Annotated in this window: 27 protein-coding genes, 1 tRNA gene and 1 pseudogene; 22 read left to right on the top strand and 7 right to left on the bottom strand. The window is 62.5% G+C overall.

Annotation, left to right across the window (positions count from 1 at the left end):
• The first annotated feature begins 90 nt into the window (after positions 1–90).
• From ACETMP_RS05900 to ACETMP_RS05865, 8 genes and pseudogenes are all read left to right on the top strand, one after another.
• Positions 91–282, top strand: coding sequence for a DUF3072 domain-containing protein (locus ACETMP_RS05900; RefSeq protein ID WP_375160236.1), 192 nt, complete (start codon positions 91–93; stop codon positions 280–282).
• Positions 283–339: 57 nt separating this feature from the next.
• Positions 340–492 (top strand): hypothetical protein, encoded by a 153-nt coding sequence (locus tag ACETMP_RS05895; protein ID WP_155253518.1) that lies wholly within the window; start codon positions 340–342, stop codon positions 490–492.
• A gap of 34 nt (positions 493–526) precedes the next feature.
• A complete protein-coding gene (locus ACETMP_RS05890) occupies positions 527–679 on the top strand; it encodes a hypothetical protein (protein WP_375160235.1) in 153 nt (50 codons plus the stop codon).
• A 467-nt stretch (positions 680–1,146) separates the two neighbouring features.
• Entirely contained in the window at positions 1,147–1,806 is a 660-nt protein-coding gene (locus ACETMP_RS05885) for an oxidoreductase (RefSeq protein ID WP_375160234.1), read from the top strand.
• 329 nt (positions 1,807–2,135) lie between these two features.
• Positions 2,136–3,233: pseudogene (locus ACETMP_RS05880) on the top strand (tannase/feruloyl esterase family alpha/beta hydrolase); the annotation flags it as partial.
• 117 nt (positions 3,234–3,350) lie between these two features.
• Positions 3,351–3,767 (top strand): tannase/feruloyl esterase family alpha/beta hydrolase, encoded by a 417-nt coding sequence (locus tag ACETMP_RS05875; RefSeq protein WP_375161849.1) that lies wholly within the window; start codon positions 3,351–3,353, stop codon positions 3,765–3,767.
• A gap of 196 nt (positions 3,768–3,963) precedes the next feature.
• Positions 3,964–4,698 carry a hypothetical protein gene (locus ACETMP_RS05870; RefSeq protein WP_375160233.1) on the top strand — a complete coding sequence of 245 codons (735 nt, stop codon included), beginning with the start codon at positions 3,964–3,966 and terminating at the stop codon, positions 4,696–4,698.
• Between the two features lie 9 nt (positions 4,699–4,707).
• Positions 4,708–5,979 carry a hypothetical protein gene (locus ACETMP_RS05865; RefSeq protein ID WP_375160232.1) on the top strand — a complete coding sequence of 424 codons (1,272 nt, stop codon included), beginning with the start codon at positions 4,708–4,710 and terminating at the stop codon, positions 5,977–5,979.
• A 438-nt stretch (positions 5,980–6,417) separates the two neighbouring features.
• Here the strand turns inward: ACETMP_RS05865 and ACETMP_RS05860 are convergent, their stop codons facing one another.
• A complete protein-coding gene (locus ACETMP_RS05860; RefSeq protein ID WP_375160231.1) occupies positions 6,418–6,627 on the bottom strand; it encodes a transposase in 210 nt (69 codons plus the stop codon).
• An 88-nt stretch (positions 6,628–6,715) separates the two neighbouring features.
• On the opposite strand from ACETMP_RS05860, the gene ACETMP_RS05855 reads away from it, so the two are divergent.
• The 4 genes from ACETMP_RS05855 to ACETMP_RS05840 all read left to right on the top strand — a co-directional run bounded on the left by ACETMP_RS05855 (position 6,716) and on the right by ACETMP_RS05840 (position 9,947).
• On the top strand, positions 6,716–6,901 hold the full coding sequence (locus ACETMP_RS05855) for a hypothetical protein (protein WP_375160230.1): 186 nt from the start codon (positions 6,716–6,718) through the stop codon (positions 6,899–6,901).
• Positions 6,902–7,346: 445 nt separating this feature from the next.
• Positions 7,347–7,802 carry a hypothetical protein gene (locus ACETMP_RS05850; RefSeq protein ID WP_375160229.1) on the top strand — a complete coding sequence of 152 codons (456 nt, stop codon included), beginning with the start codon at positions 7,347–7,349 and terminating at the stop codon, positions 7,800–7,802.
• A gap of 765 nt (positions 7,803–8,567) precedes the next feature.
• The gene (locus ACETMP_RS05845) at positions 8,568–9,020 is read left to right on the top strand and encodes a VOC family protein (protein WP_375160228.1); all 453 of its coding nucleotides are present in this window, start codon (positions 8,568–8,570) and stop codon (positions 9,018–9,020) included.
• A 288-nt stretch (positions 9,021–9,308) separates the two neighbouring features.
• Positions 9,309–9,947, top strand: coding sequence for a glutathione S-transferase family protein (locus ACETMP_RS05840; RefSeq protein ID WP_375160227.1), 639 nt, complete (start codon positions 9,309–9,311; stop codon positions 9,945–9,947).
• Positions 9,948–10,011: 64 nt separating this feature from the next.
• Here the strand turns inward: ACETMP_RS05840 and ACETMP_RS05835 are convergent, their stop codons facing one another.
• Genes ACETMP_RS05835 through ACETMP_RS05825 form a run of 3 tightly spaced genes read right to left on the bottom strand, consistent with a single transcriptional unit; the run spans position 10,012 to position 10,745 of the window.
• Positions 10,012–10,179 carry a hypothetical protein gene (locus ACETMP_RS05835; RefSeq protein WP_375160226.1) on the bottom strand — a complete coding sequence of 56 codons (168 nt, stop codon included), beginning with the start codon at positions 10,177–10,179 and terminating at the stop codon, positions 10,012–10,014.
• A 6-nt stretch (positions 10,180–10,185) separates the two neighbouring features.
• The gene (locus ACETMP_RS05830) at positions 10,186–10,434 is read right to left on the bottom strand and encodes a hypothetical protein (protein WP_375160225.1); all 249 of its coding nucleotides are present in this window, start codon (positions 10,432–10,434) and stop codon (positions 10,186–10,188) included.
• Between the two features lie 56 nt (positions 10,435–10,490).
• On the bottom strand, positions 10,491–10,745 hold the full coding sequence (locus tag ACETMP_RS05825; protein WP_028136585.1) for a PilZ domain-containing protein: 255 nt from the start codon (positions 10,743–10,745) through the stop codon (positions 10,491–10,493).
• A 224-nt stretch (positions 10,746–10,969) separates the two neighbouring features.
• Between ACETMP_RS05825 and ACETMP_RS05820 the strand changes: the two genes are divergently transcribed.
• The 8 genes from ACETMP_RS05820 (at position 10,970) to ACETMP_RS05785 (ending at position 16,583) form a co-directional block, all read left to right on the top strand.
• Positions 10,970–11,044: transfer RNA gene (locus ACETMP_RS05820), tRNA-Glu, on the top strand.
• A gap of 116 nt (positions 11,045–11,160) precedes the next feature.
• Positions 11,161–11,829 carry a hypothetical protein gene (locus ACETMP_RS05815; RefSeq protein WP_375160224.1) on the top strand — a complete coding sequence of 223 codons (669 nt, stop codon included), beginning with the start codon at positions 11,161–11,163 and terminating at the stop codon, positions 11,827–11,829.
• 205 nt (positions 11,830–12,034) lie between these two features.
• Positions 12,035–12,661: a PilZ domain-containing protein gene (locus ACETMP_RS05810; protein WP_375160223.1), complete on the top strand. Its 627-nt coding sequence runs from the start codon at positions 12,035–12,037 to the stop codon at positions 12,659–12,661.
• A gap of 120 nt (positions 12,662–12,781) precedes the next feature.
• Entirely contained in the window at positions 12,782–13,033 is a 252-nt protein-coding gene (locus ACETMP_RS05805; protein ID WP_375160222.1) for a hypothetical protein, read from the top strand.
• Between the two features lie 58 nt (positions 13,034–13,091).
• Positions 13,092–13,244, top strand: a complete 153-nt coding sequence (locus tag ACETMP_RS05800) for a hypothetical protein (protein WP_375160221.1) — start codon at positions 13,092–13,094, stop codon at positions 13,242–13,244.
• 330 nt (positions 13,245–13,574) lie between these two features.
• Complete coding sequence (locus tag ACETMP_RS05795; RefSeq protein WP_375160220.1) at positions 13,575–14,615, top strand: PrsW family glutamic-type intramembrane protease; 1,041 nt, start codon at positions 13,575–13,577, stop codon at positions 14,613–14,615.
• A gap of 69 nt (positions 14,616–14,684) precedes the next feature.
• Entirely contained in the window at positions 14,685–15,263 is a 579-nt protein-coding gene (locus ACETMP_RS05790; protein ID WP_375160219.1) for an HdeD family acid-resistance protein, read from the top strand.
• 234 nt (positions 15,264–15,497) lie between these two features.
• A complete protein-coding gene (locus ACETMP_RS05785; RefSeq protein ID WP_375160218.1) occupies positions 15,498–16,583 on the top strand; it encodes a 3-deoxy-7-phosphoheptulonate synthase in 1,086 nt (361 codons plus the stop codon).
• Between the two features lie 59 nt (positions 16,584–16,642).
• Here ACETMP_RS05785 and ACETMP_RS05780 read toward each other — a convergent pair whose 3' ends face one another.
• Genes ACETMP_RS05780 through epmA form a run of 3 tightly spaced genes read right to left on the bottom strand, consistent with a single transcriptional unit; the run spans position 16,643 to position 19,083 of the window.
• On the bottom strand, positions 16,643–16,891 hold the full coding sequence (locus ACETMP_RS05780; protein ID WP_375160217.1) for a hypothetical protein: 249 nt from the start codon (positions 16,889–16,891) through the stop codon (positions 16,643–16,645).
• Between the two features lie 36 nt (positions 16,892–16,927).
• On the bottom strand, positions 16,928–18,022 hold the full coding sequence (locus ACETMP_RS05775; RefSeq protein WP_375160216.1) for a lysine-2,3-aminomutase-like protein: 1,095 nt from the start codon (positions 18,020–18,022) through the stop codon (positions 16,928–16,930).
• The gene (epmA, locus tag ACETMP_RS05770) at positions 18,019–19,083 is read right to left on the bottom strand and encodes an EF-P lysine aminoacylase EpmA (protein ID WP_375160215.1); all 1,065 of its coding nucleotides are present in this window, start codon (positions 19,081–19,083) and stop codon (positions 18,019–18,021) included. The genes ACETMP_RS05775 and epmA overlap by 4 nt, the downstream gene beginning before the upstream one ends.
• Before the next feature lie 162 nt (positions 19,084–19,245).
• On the opposite strand from epmA, the gene efp reads away from it, so the two are divergent.
• The gene (efp, locus tag ACETMP_RS05765) at positions 19,246–19,812 is read left to right on the top strand and encodes an elongation factor P (protein WP_028136595.1); all 567 of its coding nucleotides are present in this window, start codon (positions 19,246–19,248) and stop codon (positions 19,810–19,812) included.
• Positions 19,813–19,836: 24 nt separating this feature from the next.
• Positions 19,837–21,459 carry a M23 family peptidase gene (locus tag ACETMP_RS05760; RefSeq protein WP_375160214.1) on the top strand — a complete coding sequence of 541 codons (1,623 nt, stop codon included), beginning with the start codon at positions 19,837–19,839 and terminating at the stop codon, positions 21,457–21,459.
• The last annotated feature ends 29 nt before the right edge of the window (positions 21,460–21,488 follow it).

Raw genomic sequence — 21,488 nt, 5'->3', positions numbered from 1 at the left:
CCTCGCGAATTTTGAAGACGGCCCATGAGAACAAAAACGGAACGTCGAGTCGAGTCCGACGTTATACGGAGACGAAAAAGGAGATGCGCGATGGCCGACAACACCCGGAAGGATCCGAAGGACTGGGTTTCCGGAGACGACCCGATGACCGGAGCCCAGGAATCCTACCTCAAGACCCTCGCCGAGCAGGCGCACGAGAGCCCGCCCGAGGACGAGCTGACCAAGGCCGAGGCCTCGGAGCTGATCGACAAGATGCGGCAAAAGGCCGGGCTGGAGGAATAGGCCCCGGCATTGCGGGAATACCGTGCCGTGTGTAGGCAAACGAAATTAGAATCGAAAATGCCTTATTTCGTTTGCGCCCGCGACGGAGCGGGCCAGATCATCCTGAAGCGGGACACCCGGGAGGCGGCCGAGAAGAAGGCCGCCGAGCTCCGCGACATGGGCTATTTCGAAGTCGAGATCATTGCGAAGGGTGTCGAGAAGGCGGCGTGAGGAACTGTTTCATCGTCGGCCGAGTTGGCCAGGTATGACCAGGGACTCCCTCAAGCAGCAGGCCGACCGCGCGGAAGCTCTCGCCGCCCAGACGGCAGACGGCGAAATCAGAGAAGCTCTGTTGAAAGCTGCCGAGGAATACAGAGCCCAGCTTGAGAACGGTGACGGCGAAGCTAAGTCGGAGTGACGCGCAGTCTGTTGCATCAGCAACTCGCGTTCGGACGCGTCCCTTAGGAACAAGTCCGCCAAATCGGAATTCACCGATTAAGCAGTGCCGGCATTCTCCCCCTGCATGCCGGTACTGACAGCCCCGTGGCGCCGCCGCTGCGGGGCTGTCCTTTAGGAGGCCTTCATGAGTGACCGCACAGGCAACGAACCCGCACCCCTGGTGCTCTTCGGCGTGGCCATTCTCCCGGTCATCGCGGTGCTGGCGTGGTTCGCGTTCTGATTCACGATCTCCGAAGCCAACGCCGGGCTTGAACCGCTGCGCTTGCGTCGCAACGCCAGGTGCGTGCATTTTCGGCACGCCAAATCGCGGCCCATGCGCTAAGGGAAAGCTCGATCCAGACATCGCGCATCCTGCACGACCTCCGGCTCCATTCCCCCTGACTTTCAACAAGCGATCCGGCAATTGACGCAAAAGCGGTGGCTTGAATGAAAACCGCACTTGTCTTCGGCGCATCCGGCTTCATCGGCTCGCATTTGCTGCGCGACCTCTTGGACAGTCCCGACTATTCGCGGGTTGTGGCGGTGGCCCGCAAGCCGCTGGCGGTGAGCCATCCGAAGCTCACGGTGCTGATCGGCGATCTCGCGTCTCTGCCCGCACTCAAGCCGCAATTGGTTGCGGACGAGATCTTCATCGCGCTCGGGACGACGCGCAAGCACACGCCTGACGAGGCCGAGTACTACAAGATCGATCATGATTATCCGCTGTTGGCGGCCGAGATCGCCAAAGCGAACGGCGCGCGGTCGGTGTTTCTGGTCACGGCCGTTGGCGCCAACGCCGGCTCCGGCGTGTTCTATCTCAGGACCAAGGGCGAGGTGGAGCGCGACATTCTCGCGCTCGATTTCGAGCACACGCATATTTTCCGCCCGTCGATGATCCTCGGCGAGCGCGATGAGGACCGCCCCGGTGAACGCCTCATCACCGCGATTTGGGGCGTGCTCAACCCGCTGCTCGTCGGCCCGGCCGGCCGCTATCGCGGAATCGCCGGCAACGACATCGCGCACGCCATCGCCAAAGCCGCGCGGCATCAAACCGAGAAGGTGCGAATCTATCATTGGAAAGAGATGGCGGCACTGCTTCGAACGTGATGCAGCTCGCAGGATGGGTAGAGCCAAGCGAAACCCATCGCTTCTTCATCGCCACTCTCCGTCGCCAGCAACGTCGGCCAGTTCACCGAGACTGGAAAAATTGTAGCGTCGTTCTGTAACCGACGTCTGCAATCGGCGTAGCATCCGCCGTCCTATTCGATCGACGTCATCGGCAAGAGCGAAGGGCGAGAGCGGTTGAAAGCTTGCGCCGCTGGACTGCACCTCCCGAATAACACAAGATAGTTACGGTATCGGTGCACCAGATCGTCCGGCGCCAGGGTGAATTGCGTGCACCGCAGTAAAGTCCAAAAAAACGGCAGGGAAGAACGATGCAGGGAAAGAGAAATCTGGCGCTTGATGGCGCGATGGCTTGCCTGGCTCCAGTCGCAGCCATCATGGTCATTGCGATCTCGCCGGCAAGCGCCGACGATTCAGCCAACATAGCACCTGCGCTCAAATGCGCTGACTTGACCGGCTGGAAGATGCCGGGATCGACGGCAACAGTCACCAAGGCCGAAATGGTGCCGGAGGCGCCGCCGGGAACCGTGCAGCCGTCACCGCCGGCGCCGGCCACCGTATCGGTGGCGCTGCCGCCGAACTGCCGCGCGGATGGCGTGATCGATCAGCGCGTGGGAGTCGAGGGCAAGTCCTACGCGATCGGCTTTGCCGTTGCCCTGCCCGATCGCTGGAACGGCCGGTTTTTGTTTCAGGGCGGCGGCGGTTTGAACGGCTCGATCCGGCCGCCGCTGGGTTACCACGCGGCCGGCGAGGTGCCGGCACTGGCGCGCGGCTTTGCCGTGGTCTCGACCGATAGCGGTCATCAGGGCGCGGTGTTCGATGCCTCGTTCCTGAAGGACCAGGAAGCCGCGCTCAACTTCGCCCATGCATCCGTCGGCAAGGTGACGATGGCCGCCAAGGCGATCGTCGCGCATTACTATGGCCAGCCCGCAAAGCGCTCCTATTTCACGGGGTGCTCGACCGGGGGCCGCGAAGGCATGCTGGCGTCGGCGCGCTATCCCGAACAATTCGACGGCATCGTTGCCGGCGCGCCCGCGATGCGCACCGGCAATTCCAATCTCGGTCTCGCCTGGGCCAACGCTGCCTTCAGCCAGATCGCACCGAAAGATGCGTCCGGCAAGCCGGAGCCCGCCAAGACTTTTTCCGCGGGCGAGCGAAAGCTGATCACGAACGCGATCCTCGATGCCTGCGACGCCAAAGACGGCGTCAAGGATGGCCTGATCTTCGACGGCAAGGCCTGCCAATTCGACCCCGCGGTGCTCACCTGCAACGGCGACAAGACGAATGACAAGACGGATTCCTGCCTGGCGCCGCCGCAGGTCGATGCCCTGAAAAAGGCTTTCGCCGGACCGAAGAATTCACGCGGCACGCAGGTCTACCCGCCATTCCCGTGGGACAGCGGCGTCGCAGCCGAAGGCGTCGCCATTCCCGGTATCCTGACAACAGGCGCGCGCAGCCCAGTCGGGCCGCCCGTTTGGGAAAGCATCAACGTCGATCAACTCGAAGACCGGGTCAACGCGAGCGGGATGGATCGCCTCACCACCACCGCCTACTGGACCAATCTCTCGAGCTACTTCGGCCATGGTGGCAAGCTGCTATTTTACCACGGTGTGAGCGATCCCTGGTTCTCGGCGTTCGACACCGTGAATTACTACGAGCGCATGGCGGCGGATTCCGGCGGCATGGAATTGGTGCGGGAGAAATCGAGCCGGGCCTTCCTGGTGCCCGGCATGGGTCACTGCTCGAGCGGCGCCACGCTCGATCGTTTCGATCTCCTCACCGCGGTCGTGAATTGGGTGGAAGACGGCAAGGCGCCCGGTGCGGTGGTCGCGACGGGGCCAGCCTTCCCCGGCCGCAGCCGGCCGCTGTGCGCCTACCCGCAACATGCGCGGTACAAGGGGCAAGGCGATCCCGAGAGCGCGGCGAGTTTTGAGTGCAAATAGGGGAGATACAGCCGATTGAGCGCCGTAGCTCCTGCGACAAGACGACGCAATTGTGCGAAGTGCACAGTCAAAACCGGCAGTCACCCCATTGACAGTTGTGGAAGCAAGAAGAAAGTATGCAACTTTAGCGCTCACGTTTTAGAAAGTTATTGATTTGTCAAATGGCTCTGCTCCGAAATTGTCGGCAGCCTCTGGATTGACCAAATCCGAAGTATATAGCCGGTCCGCAAATTTTGCGAAGAACACAGCTAATGGAGCTGCTGCGTTACTAGAAATGGAAGCGGCCGCTGTTGCTTTTGGTTCATCGGTTGTAACTGGTCCTTTTGGTATCGCGGGCGGACTCACACTCACTTTGCACGCATCGCTGTCGCTTTCATCTTCCATAGTACTGGGAGTGTCGAGCATTTTTCTCGACCAGGGCAACTACGAGAAGCTTGAGCAATCACTGAATGTCATTAGCTTGCCTGGAATAGTCACCCTTTTAGGAGCAGAGGTATTTTCTGCGACGACTGGAAGCGATTTTGATTTTGACGCGACATCTGAGGTTGCGGGTTACGCGAACGCTATGATGGACTCTGCCGATTTTCTGAAGACCGCCACTAAATTCGAACCCGTTTTCGGTACGGCTCGCAAAGCAGCCAAAGGCTGGTCCCTCTTAAGTGGCGGAGGGGCGACATACAGCTTGCTGGGTAGTGGCAGCAAAAAGACCTCATCAGATCAAGGACAGTCGCGCCAGGTGCAGCCGGCTTCGAAGCCAACTCCAAAGCCAAGCCCTAAGCCAGCTCGATCTGAGCCCAGGGGGGATCGGCTGTTCCGTGAGCGTGATATGATACGCAACGTTGATGACGCCCGAGGTACCCGAGAAATTCAGGACAGGCAGCGCGATCGCATCTCTCCATCGGGCGGCGGTGGTCGTTCGTACTATGCGTGAGGATTGAACATGGCTGAAACAATTAGTCTCGCAAGCGTACGACGGAACAGGGCCTCCTACGGATGGCTTACGCCGCTCGTTGTTTCTCTTGATGCAACAACGAGCAGTTATCTCAAACCGTCAGAAAACAAGGATCCTAACCACGATCCCTATCAGGTTGAAGACAATCTTGAGGAAAGTTCTCGTCTGCTCGACAACTGTCTTGCATACAGGAAAGAGATTTATGAACTCCAAGCTTTAGCGACTAAGACGGCGCTGGAGTACGAACTTTTTGCAAAACAGTTAGAGGCGCAAAAAACTCTCGAAATGAATGAGGGCGCCTTGAAACAACTGAACGCTGCGAGGCCGCACTATGTGAATGCAGTCGCAGCAACTGGTGACCCAATATTAAAGGGGATAGCGAACGCACATTTGGCTACGACAAACTCTTCAATTGAGTGGGAAGCGACAAGAAGGGAAGCTGTTACCACGAAGTGGACTCAGCTGCAGCAATATCAACAGGCCTTGAGCTCCCGTCACACGGATCCCGGAAATGCGTTGAATTATGTGGAACGCTTCAATCGAGTTCTAGCACTTTACAAAGAAGACGTCATCGACGCGTACAACCTAGCTCGCGCCGCCGCGGCGGGGATTAAAATACTCACAAGCGAAGCCAATCCCGATGTTCCACAACTGAACGACAAAGACTACCTTGATCGGCTCGTTATCTGGAATCGAGGTGCAGTAAAGATGTACAACGAGTTTCGCCGCGACGACTGTCAAAGCGAAATCACTATCCCGCTCAAATCTCTCTCGAAGACAAACTATGCCGAGCACATGAAGGAGGACGGTCCCGGGGAGCTTATTGTTGATCTAAGCGACTATTTTCCTCCAGGCATGAAGCATCTCAGGCTGAAGGGTGTTGGGGTAACATTTAGTACGAGCGCTCCTGAAACTGCGGCGCTCCGTTTTCAGCAGGTCGCAGTTCTTGTGGTACCGCCAAATACACGAGACCCCTTCGGTTCCGCCCCTGCTGAAAATACCATTCCCCGTCGCCCACTCCTGCTTGAAGCGATGATCGGGGACAAAACTTCTCCCGTCCGTTATTCGTCCAGCGTCGACCTCAATAACATTAGTCCGAAAGGCGAATGGAGAGTTTTCGTTAGCAAGAAAATGACGGTGTCTGACAATGGTGAACGTCCCAAGCGCAGCGAGACAAAAGTAGCTAATGTCCAGCTTCACCTACTGGTCACTAGCCAGAATTCACTCGCATCAAATGGTTTCAAGGATCTTCAGGTTTAGCAATGTTTAGCCGACGAGCTTTTGTTGCGAGCGCTGGTGCCTTTGCGATTGTGAATCCCCGTCCCGCTTTGGCATGGAACCGTCGCTTTTTGCTGACGCGGAGCAGCGTCAACATTGGACCTGTAGTCAAAATTCACTATCAACTCCGTCTTGCTAAAGGGGAAAAGTGTCGCTGGATACTGTTCGCGACCGATGCAAATCTGGATGCCGAGATAGCCTGTCTACAAGATCTGGAATCCTCGCCCATCCTCACAGGGTATATCGAAGCTAGATCCTATCCTGAGCAACATATCAGCGCAGCCGCGATACTTGAATCGGGGATACATTTGACGGATCGCCTGCATCTGCGTGCCTGTTAAAGCGGCGCAACGCAGACTGCCGCAAAACGAACTTCGCCATCCTGCCGCTGCATCGGCCCGGGCCCGCAAGCGAAGACGCCTATGCACGCCTGCCGCGCCAAGCCGTAACCAGACTGCGGCGAACGTCATGTCGCCGAGCAACCTCGACAACATTTGCTCCAAGCGCCAGACCCTCCTCCGCGATCCGAAGCTTCTCGGCAGTGGTCCACCGCCGTCGCCGCTCTGGACCGGATAGAACCCTAACCGTCGCCACGTTTGCTCCTTTGTTTCGAATTAATGAGCAAATCATCCCACGCTCGAGCACAATCCGGGAAGGCGGCCATCACCGTAGCCTTACGCAGAGCCGCTCCAAGGTGTTGTTCGTCCATGGGATGAGAATGCGTCTACCCCTCATCATCGCGATATGGGGCGTGCTCAATCCGTTGCTCGTTGGCCCGGCCGACTGCTATCGCGGGCTCGCCGGCTACGATATCACGCACGCCATCCCCAAAGCCGCGCGGCATCAACTGGAGAAGGTGCGAATCTATCATTGGAAAGAGATGGCGGCACTGCTTCGAACGTGATGCGGTGCGTAGGATGGGTAGAGCGAAGCGAACCCCATCGAGAGCCTTGCGTAACGAAACAGGATGGGTTTCGCAAGTTGCTCTACCAATCCTACGAGCTGCATTTGAGGCCCATTCGGAATGCTTACAAAGCGCTCTCCGCCCCGGAGAACGAAAACCCCAAGAAGGCCGCGTAAGCCCGATTGAGTGCAACGTAGGGTGTTGCTATACCCCACTTTTGGGGGAATTTCATGGACGAGAAATACTGGGGCAACAAAGGCATTGAAGTAGTCCGAATCCTCAAGGGCAACGGCGTCGGCGCAAGCGCGCTTCTCCTTATAGGCGGGGAGTCTCTGCACTTACAGGTTTCATCGATAAATTCATCCAGGCCTATTTCAATCTCAACTGGGGAGACGTTCCAGAATATACGGGGTGGATTCTCCTCGCACTTGGCGTCCTGCTTCTATTGCTGAATGTGTCCCTCAAATTTTTCGAGGAGAAACCAGCCACTGCGCACGATGAAGCGTTGATGCGCGAATTACGGATGCTCTTCACCATAAGCGTCGTTGAATGGCTGAAAACCGACAATTTCTACGGACGATGGCTTTTTGCCCGAGTCGATTCGATCACTGAGGTGGCAGATGGCTGGACCACGGCGCACAAAGAGTTTGGTGACAAGAAACTCAATCGCCGCCTAGACTTGCTGAAAAGGCTCTGTCGCGAGTTTTCTACGCAGGAAGACTATGCCTTTTCCGAGGGCTCAAACCTTCAATTTCGTACATTCCGAAACAACGCCGACCGGAATGGGCTTACGGTAGAAACAACGCGGAAAGCCGATAACCTTCGGACCACGGCCCAAGCGCTTGCCGCTGCCTTTGAGGATATTGAGCGAGAGGCCAAGAAGCGCCTACCGGATGCGTAGCGGCTCGCAATAGCTCATGCCGGGCGCCGCACGGTGAGAACGACCGCCACAATCACCACAATGATGATGATTGCGCCGATGGCGACCCGGCCCTCAGCGTTGGCACTCATTCCCCACAGTGTGAGCGATAGCTTATCCGACATAGGCAAACCTCTTCCGTGGCGCGAAGCGACATCGCGCGGGTGATTGACAGGTTGCCTGGGGAGAGCGAGAACCTTCGGTGTTGAAGCGGAGAGCCCTACGGGATCTCCTCCAGGCGTCGGGCGGTGCTCTTCCAAAGCACCGTCCGAATCCCTTCTACCGCATGGGGTGGGGCACGGACACGCCGAGTCGGCCGCCGGCACCGATTATACCCGGAAAAATGATGGTCCCCCGAACAAAACGGACCTGTGGCTTTTCGGTCGTTTTACCGAAAGCGTGTCAAATCCAGTGGCTTACAGTGTGGATAAGTTCTCAGTGACGGCCATTGACATTGAACAACTATTTCTGCCGGTTTTGGCGCCGTCATTTGTTGACGCCCGTTCGCTCCGCTCACCTTCCCGCAACCGCCCGCCCTGGGAGCTTTAGGACCCTGGTGGGAAGACACGGCACATCACCGAGATCGAGGTCCGGGCAGATTCTGCGCTCCCCAGAACGAAGCATGCCTAAGCTGCACTTAACCCGCACGTATGGCAGTGCCCCGCAATGAATTTTGCTGCTATTTTATGCTCTCCAGTGCCCCGGAGCGCACGCAAAACCAGAAACGTTCTCACGGAGTTCTCTAAGATGCGATACCTCCACACCATGCTGCGCGTGCGCAATCTCGATGCTGCGCTGAAATTCTATCAGGATGCGCTGGGCTTGAAGGAGGTGCGGCGGATCGAGAACGACAAGGGACGGTTCACGCTGGTGTTCCTGTGCTCGGCGGACGATCTCGAGGCGCTGAAGAAGCAGCCGCCGACACGCGGCGCGCCGCTGGTCGAGCTGACCTACAATTGGGACGAGGAGACCTATGGCGAGGATCGCTTCTTCGGCCATCTCGCCTATGAGGTCGACGACATCTACGCCACTTGCGAGAAGCTGATGAAGGCCGGCGTCACCATCAACCGTCCCCCGCGCGACGGCAACATGGCCTTCGTCCGCTCGCCGGACCTGCACTCGATCGAGCTGTTGCAGAAGGGCGATCCGAAGCCGCCGCAGGAGCCCTGGGCCTCGATGCCCAACACCGGTCATTGGTAATTTGCGCGCGGGAACAAGCGCGCGCGACCTGCGTTCACCCTCCGACAATGCGATTGGAGGAGGACATTATGGGACGCGGAATTCTGCTCTGGATGCTTGGCGTGCCGATCCCGGTGATCATTCTGTTATGGCTGTTCTTCGGCCGCTGACCGTCAGGTTGAACTTTGCAAGGAAAGCTCCGCCGCGTGCGGAGCTTTTTGCATGACGGGCGCGCCGCAATCGCGCATCGCTCGAGGCGGCGAATTCCGCTATCACCCCAGCAAGCTACAACGCCGTGGGAGACGCCTGATGCCCGACACCAAGCTGACGATCTGGGGCCGCGCCAATTCGGTCAACGTGCAGAAGGTGCTGTGGTGCCTGACCGAGCTCGATCTGCCCTATGAGCGCATCGACGCCGGCATGAGCTACGGCAGGACGCGCGAGGCCGAGTATCTGGCGATGAACCCCAACGCGCGGATCCCGACGCTGGTCGAGGGCGACTTCGTGCTGTGGGAATCCAACTCGATCATGCGCTACCTCTGCCTCGCACATGGACGCGGCACGCCGATCTATCCCGAAGCGCCGAAGCAGCGCGCCTCGATCGACCGCTGGCTGGACTGGACGCTGTCGACGGTGCAGCCGGTCGACCGTCCGGTGTTCTGGGGCATCGTGCGCACGGCGCCCGCGGAGCGCGACATGATCCAGGTGCAGCGCGATGCCGACGCCGCCGCCGAGGTCTGGGCCATCGCCGACCGCCTGCTCTCCTCACGCCGGTTCATGGAGGGCGATTCCTTCACGCTCGCCGACATCGCGGTCGGCTGTTATGCGCGGCGCTGGCTCGGGGTCGAGGGCATCAGCCGGCCGGCGCAGCCGCACCTGACGCGCTGGCTCGCCGAGCTCGGCAAACGGCCCGGATTCGCACAGCACGTCGCACCGCCGATGTCGTGAGCCGTCCCCTCGGCGCTTGACGGCTACGGTGCATGGGGTTGTTTTCGCATTTTTTGCTTTGGGCCTAGCGCCAGCCACGCTCGACCAGCAGCACGCAGACGATCAGCACCAGGGTCACCACCGCGGTCGCCAGCCGCGCCGTCCAGCTCAGGCCGCGGCCGACCCACCACAGCAGCGCGCAGTACATCACGACGGGAACGATGAGGTCGAGGCGGATGAGATCCGGCGACATCAGCCTTTAGCGCCTAACCGTGGTGTCGATGCGGCTCGAGCCCTCGATCTTCACGCAGGTGCCGGTGCCCTCGACCATGACGAAGCGCGGGCCATAGGAGGCGCAGGCGCCGCCTCGGGCCTTGCCGGCCGCCCCCTTCAGCGGCGCGGTGGTCGCGCCCGCCTGGGGCCGCTCGGCAGGCGGCAGGCGCAGCGCCTCCGCCGCGGCGGCGGACGTGACGAGCAGCGAGATCAGGATCAAGAGCTTGGTGCGCATGGCGGCGTTCTAGCCCGGACCGGCGCAGCGCGCCATCGGGGCGGGCGCACCCGCGATCAGATGAACTTGATGCCGGCCGATTTGCCGCGGCGCCAAACCACCTGGCAGCTCCGCCCGGTGCGCGAATCGCGGGCGAAGGCGAGCCGGATCACGCCCGGGAGCTGGCTGGCGTCCTCGTCCAGGGTGATCTTGGCGCCGGAATCCGAGATGTCCTGGACCAGGCAATGCCGCGCGGCGAAGCCGCCGTCGAGCGTGATCCAGGCGTGCTTCGACAGCAGCTTGCGGGCTGCGCGCTTTTTCGGCGGTGGCATCGGCGAGAGATCTCCCTCCCCAGCGCTACCCGGCGCCCCCTAAGAAACCGTTGCAATCGCCGCTTGATCACCTGGGATCGGCGCTATCCACCGGGGCCAAAAGACCGGCCCGACCGGCTTGCCCGGAGGCGGAAAGGCCACTATACGTTCGCCCGCTGCAAGCCGCCGGGCCCTGTTCGGCCGGCCAGCGGCCGTGCCGGGAACAACGGCAGGGCCCTGCGTTTGCTCCCTTCGTCTATCGGTTAGGACGCCACCCTTTCACGGTGGAGAGAGCGGTTCGATTCCGCTAGGGAGCGCCAGTGCGCGACCATGAACGCCATCGGCTGCCACGGCCGAACGGCAATTTCCGCTGCTTCCCCATGAACCTTCCCACCGCTCGCCATCGACCAATGGCGGTTGGAACCGGTCCTGGCCCATGGCGCAGCACTCCCCCGAGATTGATGGTTCGTCCGGCCCGTCCGCAATGACGCCGGAGCTTCCGCCATGGCTGGGCCATCCCCGCCCGCCTCCATCGGACCTGCGCCCCAAGATGCTGGCGCACATGGCCCGCACCCGACCGGATCCGCAGGCCGATCTCGCGCCGGCGGCGCCGCTGCCGTCAGGCCGGATCGCCCCGGATCTCCTCGGCGATCTCGTCGGCCACGTCATCCTGTTCGGTCTCGCCGCCCTGCTCTTCCAGTCGCGCATCCCTCTCTATTTGGGGGCGTTCATCCTCCTGACCGACGGTGGGCGCATTGAAAGCGCGCTGGCAAGGATCGGTATCCGGCTCGAGCCCGAAACGCTCGGCGCAGACATCGTCAAGCGCTTCGCATTCTGGTTCGGATGGTTCGCGTTGCTGGCCGCCTTGAAAGGCTCCGTCCCCGCCTGGCTCGCGCCGTGGATGCCGCCGGCGGATTCCTGGTCCTTCCTCGCCGGCATCGCCCTCCTCCTCGCCGTCGTCGAAGCATTCACGGCGCTCGCATTGCGGCGCGCGTTGCCGCAACTGGGATTGGAGATCAGCCCGAACGGCCTGACATGGACCACGATCCAGTTCGCCATGGCATTCGGCGCATTGGCCTTGCTGGCGTTGTTCGGATCTTCCTAGGCAGCGCGGTGGCTCCCGCGCCCGCAATGACGAGGTTGTGAGAAAGCCTGGAGCAAAACGGGTCCTTATGCCGCGCTTTTTCCGGCGCGACCGCGGCCCGCGTTTACCGGAAATTTACCCCCGCTTTTGAGCGCCGGTATCATTTACTTAGAATCTGACCGCTACCGTGGAATTACGGGAACGATCCCAAACACGATTGGCGCGCATGTCCGTCACAGAGTTCCTCAGGCAACGAGCGGTGGACGTCGCCGTGAACGGCAGCTACTCGCTGCCGCGCTGGTACGATTGCGAGGGCAAGCTGCGCACCTTCGCCTGCCGCACCAAGCGCGTCTCGCCGTTCCGCATGATCGTGGACGTGCCTGTCGTCGGCAAGGTCGGCGAGCGGCTCACGTCCTACTTCCAGGATTTCGGCGAATTCCAGTGCACCATCAGCGCGACGCTGAAAGCCGGCTTCCTGATGGAGCTCGACATGACGCGGGCGCGGCGCGCCTGGATGTCGGAAAAGCTGACCTGGCTGGAGAAGAAGCAAAAGGACGACAGCATCCAGGAACTGCGGCGTGATGCGCGCTTCGTTCCCCAGGTCTCGCACAGCCTCCTGACGCTCGCCGACGGCAGCACCCATCCCTGCTTCATCATCGACGTCTCCACGGCCGGCGTCGCCATATCCTGCGAGTACGACCCGCCGGTCGGAACCCCGCTGGCCGTCGGCGCCTGCGTGGGGCGGGTTATCCGCAAGTTCGACAACGGCTTCGCGGTCAAATTCGCGGAAAATCAGGCGCGTGACGACGTGGCCCATCTTATTGCGCGCTCGCCGCTGCAGCAGTCGGCTTGAGGCGGACCGGCCGTCTCGCCTCCGCATCGCCGCCCTATCGCGGCCCCATTGCGGGATCAGCTTTTGAGGGTCCGTGCCTTACGCCGGACGTCATTTGCGGACTCGCGATCGGGGGACCGGATGGCACTCAACAAGTTCACGGTTGATAAGATTACCTGGGACAGGGTCGGCCGGGTCACCGAGCCCGGACGCTACATGTACACGTTCGGCTGGCTCACCATCACGGCCGGCGATCTGGAGATCTGGAAGCTGTACCCGAAGGCCGCGTTCACGCTGCTGGCGCAGCCGGGTGATCCGGACACCGGCGGCGAGTTCCATCTCGGCGCTTTCGACGTCGCCCCCGAAGCGCCGCCGCCGTTCACCACCCACTAACGGGCAAAGCGCCGGCCGGTGCGGGAACGCGTGGCATGGGCGTTGCTTGATAATCGTCATGATGCACATCCCCGCCGTCGACCAAGCCTTCCTGCTGTTGCTCATCGTGTTCTGTCTCGGCACGTGCCTCGTACGCGCCTTCTGGGAACTGGAACAGGCGCGGATGCGGCGGACCGCTTCGCCGCGCCGCAGGGACTCAAACCGCAGCTAGTGGCCTGCCCGCCGTCCCACCTGCGCCCTGGTTTCGGTGCTCCATCGCGACAGATGCAGCAAGCTGCAGGGTGACTCAAAGAAACCTGCACATATCATTGATCCGGTTTGCCAACGTGGCTTCGGTCTCGGCAGGCGCGACCGTTGCCATGGCTGACGAACTGGTGCTGTGATGCAATTGATTACGCTTGCACTCTCCAGCCCGGCAGGCGGCGGCAGCAGATGAACGGGAGCTGTCGCGCGCGTTAAGTGAGCCGACAGCGAGCGCATGACACATGGTCGCATCGCTGAATGTAGATTAGCGGATCAAGGGAACCTATTTTCGGCGCCGATGTACCTGATCGAAGCGTTGCCCACCGTCATCGGAACTGCTGCCATCGCCCCGGCGCTGCTGATGCTGTGGCTTGTCATCGCCGCTGAAGAGCGACCCGGCCCGCCTGCTCAGGTCTGGACCGCATTCCTGTTGGGTGCGGCCAGCATCTCGTTGCTTGGCCTCGCCCGGGCCCCCTTCGCCAAGATGGTCGCCGCTCCCGACGACCCCTGGGCGGCGCTCGCCATGCATTCGATCTTCGGCGTCGCGCTGCCTGAGGAAGCCGTCAAGGTGATCGCCATCGTTCTGATCTCCTCGACCAAGCGGCGGACCTTTGCCAACCCGATGGACACCGTGGTCTATGGCGCCGCGGTCGGCCTCGGCTTCGCTGCTTACGAGAACCTGGCCTATCTGGTTCAGCACGCCGACATGTGGCGCTCGCTGGCCGCCTTGCGCAGCGTGCTGACCGTGCCGTTCCACGGCGCGCTCGGCATCATCGCGGGCGCCTACCTGACGATCGCGCGCGCCGGCACGGCGCTGGGCGCGAACCGCCACCATCGCGACTGGGCCCGCCTGTCCAGCCGCCTCCTGATGCTCGCCGGCCCGCTCGCGCTGCATTCGGCGTTCGACTTTCCGCTGCTGACTCTGCAAAGGATGCCCGATCTCGATCCGACGCTGCGGATGTGGCTGGGCGCGGCCAGCCTGCTGGTCGGCTTCGGCTCGATCGCCTTCGCGATCCGCCTGGTCCGGCGCGTCGCCCGCCACCATGCACCCCGGACCGATATTGCGCGGGAGCGGCTCAGCCAGCTCCGCCGGATGTGGGCGCTGCTGCTCGCTGGCGGCGGCGTCGGCTTTCTCGGCCTCGCCTTCGTGCTGACCTCGATCCATCACTGGCTGATCAATCCCGAGCGCAACCTGACGCTGGCCCTGATCCCGATCGGCTTCGTCTCGATCCTGCTCGGCCTTGCGCTTCTGATTGTCACGACCGCGATCTACATTCTCGGCCGCAACCGCATCCGTACCAGCGCGGAAGGTTTTTCGTCGGCGTCCGGCAGCGGTTGATCCACCGCATGGCGCGCGCGCCGCGTGCGTACTAGATTGAGTGCTGACCTTTGGATCTGGAGCCTGCCGATGACATCGCCCGAGGATTATTCACGGCTTCAATCCGCGATGAACCAGACCGTCAAGGCGCATTGGAAGGCGTTCCTGTTCGAAGGCATCCTGCTCGCCGTTCTCGGCGTCGCGGCACTGATCCTGCCGCCGCTCGCAAGCCTTGCGATCGCGATCTTCCTCGGCTGGATGTTCCTGATCAGCGGCATCGGCGGACTGATCGTGACCTATTGGGCGCGCAACACGCCGGGCTTCTGGTGGTCGCTGATCTCGGCTGCGCTCGCCGTGCTCACCGGCATCCTGTTGCTGGCCCGGCCGGTCCAGGCCGTGCTGACGCTGACCATCGTGCTTGGCGCCTACTTCCTCGCCGAGGGCGTTGCGACCATCATGTACGCGCTGGAGCACCGCCGCGAGCTGAGCAGCCGCTGGTCGTGGCTGCTGATCTCGGGCGTCGTCGACATCGCGATCTCGTTCATGGTGATCACGGGATTGCCGAGCTCTGCGGAATGGGCCATCGGCATCCTCGTCGGTATCAACCTGCTGTTCGGCGGCGCCAGCCTGATCGGCATGGCGCTGGCGGCGCGCAAGAGCAACACCTGACGCGCCTCGTCGCCTGCTGCGCCGATTGGGGGGTGACAACCCTCGAACGGCGCGCTATATGGCCTGCCATGATCACCGTCGCCACCAGCTATTTTTGGTACTTTAGCTACGACAGCTCGCTGGCGGCAGGAGGATCGCGCTCAATCTGAAATATTGCAGCAAACGTCCGAACAAGCCGCCAGACCTGGCGGCTTTTTTATTGGCCGGCAGGTTCGAAACAAACAGGAGCCTGCCGTGCTGAGCACGACCGACGATCTTCGCATCCGCGAACTGAAAGAACTGAGCACCCCGGACGAGGTGATGCGCGAGGTCCCGCGCACGCTCACCGCCACCCGCGTGGTCATGGCCGCGCGCAACGCCATCCATGCCATCCTGAACAGCCAGGACGACCGTCTGCTGGTCGTGGTCGGCCCCTGCTCGGTGCATGATCCCAGGGCCGCGCTCGATTATGCCGAGCGTCTCGCCAAGATGCGCGAGGACCTCGCCGATCAACTCGAGATCGTGATGCGGGTCTATTTCGAGAAGCCGCGCACCACCGTCGGCTGGAAGGGCCTGATCAACGATCCCGACCTCGACGGCAGCTTCGACATCAACAAGGGCCTGCGGCTGGCGCGCAACGTGCTGTCGGCCGTGAACAATCTCGGCCTGCCCGCGGGCACAGAGTTTTTGGACATGACGACGCCGCAATACATCGCCGACCTCGTGTCGTGGGCCGCGATCGGCGCGCGCACGACCGAGAGCCAGATCCACCGCGAGCTGGCGTCCGGGCTGTCGTGCCCGGTCGGCTTCAAGAACGGCACCGACGGCAATGTGCGGATCGCGGCAGATGCGGTCAAATCGGCATCGCATCCGCATCATTTCATGGCCGTCACCAAACTCGGCCGCTCGGCGATCGCCTCGACCGCCGGCAACGAGGATTGCCACATCATCCTGCGCGGCGGCAGCAATCCGAACTACGATGCGGCAAGCGTTGCGGCGGCTTGCAACGAGTTGACCAAATCCGGGGTCGCGCCGCTGGTGATGGTCGATGCGAGCCACGCCAATTCGAGCAAGAAGCCGGAGAACCAGCCGCTGGTGATGGCGGACATCGCCGGCCAGATCGCCGGCGGGGAGCACCGCATCATGGGCGTGATGATCGAGAGCAATCTCGTCGCCGGCCGCCAGGACGTGGTGCCGGGCAAGCCGCTCGTCTACGGCCAGAGCATCACCGACGGCTGCATCGACTGGTCGACCACGGCAACCGTGCTCGAGCAGCTCGCCGATGCGGTCGAGGTCCGCCGCAACACCCGCGGCGCCGGATTGCACGAGCGGTCGGCATAGCTCGTCGCAAAATCGCGGTCGCTCTTCTCGCCTCTCCCCGACGGGGAGAGGTGAGCCCATCAGCAGCCGCGGCAGATGCTCTTGATCTTCTTGTCGAGCGCCTGGTTTTCCTTGCTGAGTGGATCGTTCGGGTCGCTCACAATCTTGCTCGGCACGTCTGAAGCGCGCGGCTGGCGATGGCCCACGGGCGCCTGCGGCACAGATCCGGAGCTGACGCCACCCGACGTCGATCCCTTGGGGCCGGTCTGCGCGATCGCCGCACCGCCGAGCAAGGCCGCAAGCGATGCTGCCAGCATGATCTTCTTCATATCCGATCCTCCATTCAAGCCGGCGCTTCCCACCGTTCAGGTCTCAGGCGGATAGAGATGAACGTCGCCGCAATAGTCGACGATACGATAGCTCGTTTTCGTCTCTGCTTCACGTGCATCGGTTGCGGTATTTTGCTCCGCCAACACATAGCTGGGTCCCACCGGCGATTTGCCGGCGCCGCCGGGAATGTCGATGACATAGTCGGGCTGACACAGTCCTGACGCCCGACCGCGCAACTGCCGCATCAAGTCCTGCCCCTCCGCCAGCGTCGTCCGCAGATGCGCCGTGCCCGGCGCGAGATCGCCGTGATGCAGATAATAGGGCTTGATCCGGCATTCGACGAAAGCTCGCATCAAATCCGACAGGGCGGCAATGTTGTCATTGACCCCGCGCAAGAGCACGGACTGGCTCACCAGCGGAATGCCGGCATCGACGAGCCGCGCGCAGGCGGCGCGCGCCGGCCCTGTCAATTCGCGCGCATGATTGGCATGCACGGCCACCCACGTGGTCGCGCCCTCGACCTTGAGCGCCGCAACCATCTCCTCGCTGATGCGCCCGGGTTCGGCCACCGGAACGCGGGTATGAAGACGAATGATCTTGACGTGCTCGATCGCCGCGAGGTCGGCCATGATCTCGCTCATCCGCCGTGGCGACAGCATCAGCGGGTCGCCGCCGGTCAGGATCACCTCCCAGATCTCGCGATGCGATCGGATGTAGTCGATCGCCGCGCGATAGGCATCGTCCGACAGCGCGTTCTCCTTGCCCGGTCCCACCATCTCGCGGCGGAAGCAAAAGCGGCAATAGACCGCGCAGACGTGAACGAGCTTGAACAAGACGCGATCGGGATAGCGATGCACGATGCCTGCTACCGGCGAGTGCGGGTGATCGCCGATCGGATCGGCGCTCTCACCCGCCTGCATCTCCAGCTCCGCGGCGCTCGGCACGAACTGACGGGCGATGGGATCATCGGGATCGGAGGTGTCGATCAACTCGATCAGCGCCGGCGTGATCGCGACCGCATAGCGCGCGGCCACGCGCTCGAGCGCGGGCAGCGCTGCCGCCGGAGCAAGATGCTCGGCCACGAGCTCGGCCGGCTCACGCAAGGTACGTGCAAGATTGGTCTTCGTCATGTCTCACTAGACGTTTCATTTGCTGGCGGTGTCCACACCACCTGGTCAATTCGCGATGCGCCGCTCGCCAGCATCACCAGCCGGTCGAAGCCGAGCGCAACGCCGCTCGCCTCCGGCATTGCCGCAACTGCGGCCAGAAAGTCCTCATCCAGCGGATAGGCTTCGCCGTAGCGGCGCTGCTTCTCCGTCATCGATTCCGTGAAGCGCTTGCGCTGCTCCTCGGCGTCGGTCAGTTCCCCAAATCCGTTGGCGAGCTCGACGCCGCACGCATAGACCTCGAAGCGCTCGGCGACCCTGGGATCGTCCGCCTTGACGCGTGCCAGCGCCGCCTCTGGAGATGGGTATTCGAACAAGATGGTCAAACGCCCCTGCCCCAGATGCGGCTCGACATGCTCGACCAGGACCTTGCTGAAGATGTCGGACCAGGTGTCGTCCTCTGCTATCCGAATCTTTCCGTCGGCCGCCGCGGCGAGCGTGGCACGGTTACCCTCGCTGCCTGAGATTGTCGACAAGAGGTCGATGCCGGCGAACCGCTCGAAGGCGCCCGCGACCGTCAGAAGCTCCGGCTCGGCGAAGGGATCGGCGGTCCGGCCGCGGAAGGAGAAGGTCCCGATCCCGGTCGCCTGCGCGGCCCGGGCGATCACCGCCACGGTGTCGGCCATGATGGCGTCATAGGAGGCGCCTGCCCGATACCATTCCAGCATGGTGAATTCGGGCAGATGCAGATCGCCGCGCTCGCGGTCGCGGAACACCCGGGCGAGCTCGAAGATCCGCGTCTCGCCCGCCGCCAGCAGCTTCTTGCAGGCGAATTCGGGCGATGTCCGCAAGTAACGGCTGACGCGGCTGCCGTCCGGCCGCGTCAGCTCGGTCCGGGGGGCGTGCAGATGGGTCTCGTTGCCCGGGGAGACCTGGAGAACGGAGGTTTCGACCTCGACGAAGCCCTGCTCGGCGAAAAAGCCCCGGATTGCGCTGGTAATGGCTCCCCTTGCCCTGAGGAAGGGCCGCCGGTCGAGGTGGCGGTCAGGCGACCAGAACGGTGAGATCGGCTTGTCCCCAGTCATTAACCGACCGCCCCAGGCGCGAGCAAAACGCTGGCATCTAACGGCAAAATCAGTATGTTGCGGCCCGAAACGGGCGCCGAGGTCCGATTTGAGGCCCCAAGTCCCCCATCGATTTGACCACGTCCTGGCCGGTGCCGGGCCAAGCAAGCAGGAAATATCACTTTGAGAGTCATCGCCAGTTCTATTCGCAAGGGCAACGTGATCGAGCAAGACGGCAAGCTTTATGTCGTCGTCAGCGCCGAGAACATCCATCCCGGCAAGGGCACCCCGGTCAGCCAGATCGAAATGCGCCGAATCTCGGACGGGGTAAAGATCTCCGAGCGCTACAAGACCACCGACCAGGTCGAAAAGGCCACCATCGAAGAGCGCAATTACACGTTCCTGTATGAAGATGGCGACGGCTACCACTTCATGAACCCGGAAACCTACGACCAGGTCCAGGTTTCCAAGGACGTGGTCGGCGACGCGGCCGCGTATCTTCAGCCGGACATGACCGTCAAGCTGTCCATGCACGACACCAACCCGGTCTCGATCGCGCTGCCGCAGCGCGTGACGCTGGAAGTGGTCGAGACCGAGCCGGTGACCAAGGGCCAGACCGCCTCGTCGTCCTACAAGCCCGCGGTGCTCTCCAACGGCGTGCGCACCACCGTGCCGCCGCACATCTCGGTCGGCACCCGCATCGTGGTGATGACCGAAGACGGCTCCTATTCCGAGCGCGCCAAGGACTGACGGGGACCGGAGCGGTCGCAACAGATGGCGCCGGGGGGCGGGACAGTGGTTGGGAAAGGTTTCCGCTTCGTCTCGCAACTCCTGGCGTCGCTTTCGCTCTTCTCCGCCTCTGCTCTCGCTGCGGATGAATTCCGCAGCCCCTCGCTCACGGCCCTGCGCGTCGACTGGCGCGCAGCGCTCGACCAGTTCCGCACCGAAATCAACAGCCGCCCCCGGGTCGCGGAGGATTTCGTCTTCGCGCCTCGCCGTTCCGTGCCGCGCTACGATCCGCGCGCGACGCCCGCACTGGTTCAGCTCAACGCAGTCTCCTCGCGCTTCTTCACCGGCATCACCCGCAGCCCGGTGCCCGTGCTGCTGCCGTTCGACGCCGCCGCCTACCTCGAGGGGCAACGCAGCGGCGCGCCGGCGACGCTTGCACTTTCGCGCTACCAGGCCGACTTCAATCCCGTCGACATGTTCGATGCCGGCCCCGCCGGCTACAGCGCGACCTTCTCGCTCGAGCCCGGCGCTGGCGACGGCATGCCGTCCCGCGTGTTCGCGCGGCCGGTCGAAGTGCAGATCACGGGCTCGGCGCTCGTCTACGACATCGCCGATCCCTCGGGGGGCAAGGGCGAGCCGGTCAAGCCGCTCGCGACGCTCTATCCGGATCTGCGACGCTTCATCCGCGAAGGTTATGTCCGCTATGCCTTCACCCGTTTCGGCGTTGCTTATGTGGTGTCGATCCAGTGCCTCGACAGCGTCGCCAAGCCGCGGCGGCTCGCCTGCAAGGAAGCCTATCCGGTCGCCGAGCGCTTCCTGAAGGCCCTGCGTGTCGCCGGCGGCCAGCGCATGCGGCCGTTGACGGACATTGCCTCGAAAGTGCTCGATCGTCCGGCGGCGCGTTCGCCGGACTTCAGCTACCGGCCGAGCGGCGACATCATCCCGAACACCGGTTACCGCAAGCAGGGCGGCCATCCCGACCTGATGGCCTATGCCCAGATCCGCTTTCCTCTCGAAAAGGCTCCCGCCTTCGTGCGCTCGCAATCCTACGGCAAGCGCGACAGGAACGATGGTCCGACCGCCTATCCCTGGCGCGACAATTTCTGCGAGTCGCGCAGTTTCGAGGTGTGGCAATGTGCCGGCGGCTATGGCCACCAGGGCGAGGACATCCGTGCCGCGGACTGCCCGCCGCCGGGCGAAGCCCGCGAGCCCTGCGATCCCAAGCAGCGCGCCGTCGTCGCCGTGCGCGACGCGGTCATCATCCGCGGAGCCAGGGACCAGGCCGCGACGCTTCAGGTCAACAGCCGGACCGAGCACATCCGCTTCCGCTACATGCACATGAACCCGCATGCGATGAACGCCGACGGCGTGCTCAACGGCCGCATCGTCACCGAAGGCGAGAAGATCGGTGTGATCTCGAATTATCTCGACCATCCCGCGGGAACGTCGCTGCATCTGCATTTCGACGTGCAGGTGTTCACACGCGACGGCTGGATCTGGGTCAGCCCCTACGTCACCCTGGTCTCCGCCTATGAACGCCTGATCCGCGCCCGCGGCCGCGAGGTCGGCCCGGAGATCGCGGTCACGGCGCAGCCGGTCGCACACGCCTTGCCGGACGACGTGCTCAAGCCGGACCTGCGCGAAGGATCGAGCGGCGAGGACAACTGACGGCTTGCAAGAGCTGTCGTCGGGCACAC

Source organism: Bradyrhizobium dasycarpum, assembly GCF_042019905.1.
Taxonomy (GTDB): Bacteria; Pseudomonadota; Alphaproteobacteria; order Rhizobiales; family Xanthobacteraceae; genus Bradyrhizobium; species Bradyrhizobium japonicum_B.
Note: the sequence above shows the minus strand (reverse complement) of the source record. Positions and strands in the feature narration are given on the sequence as shown.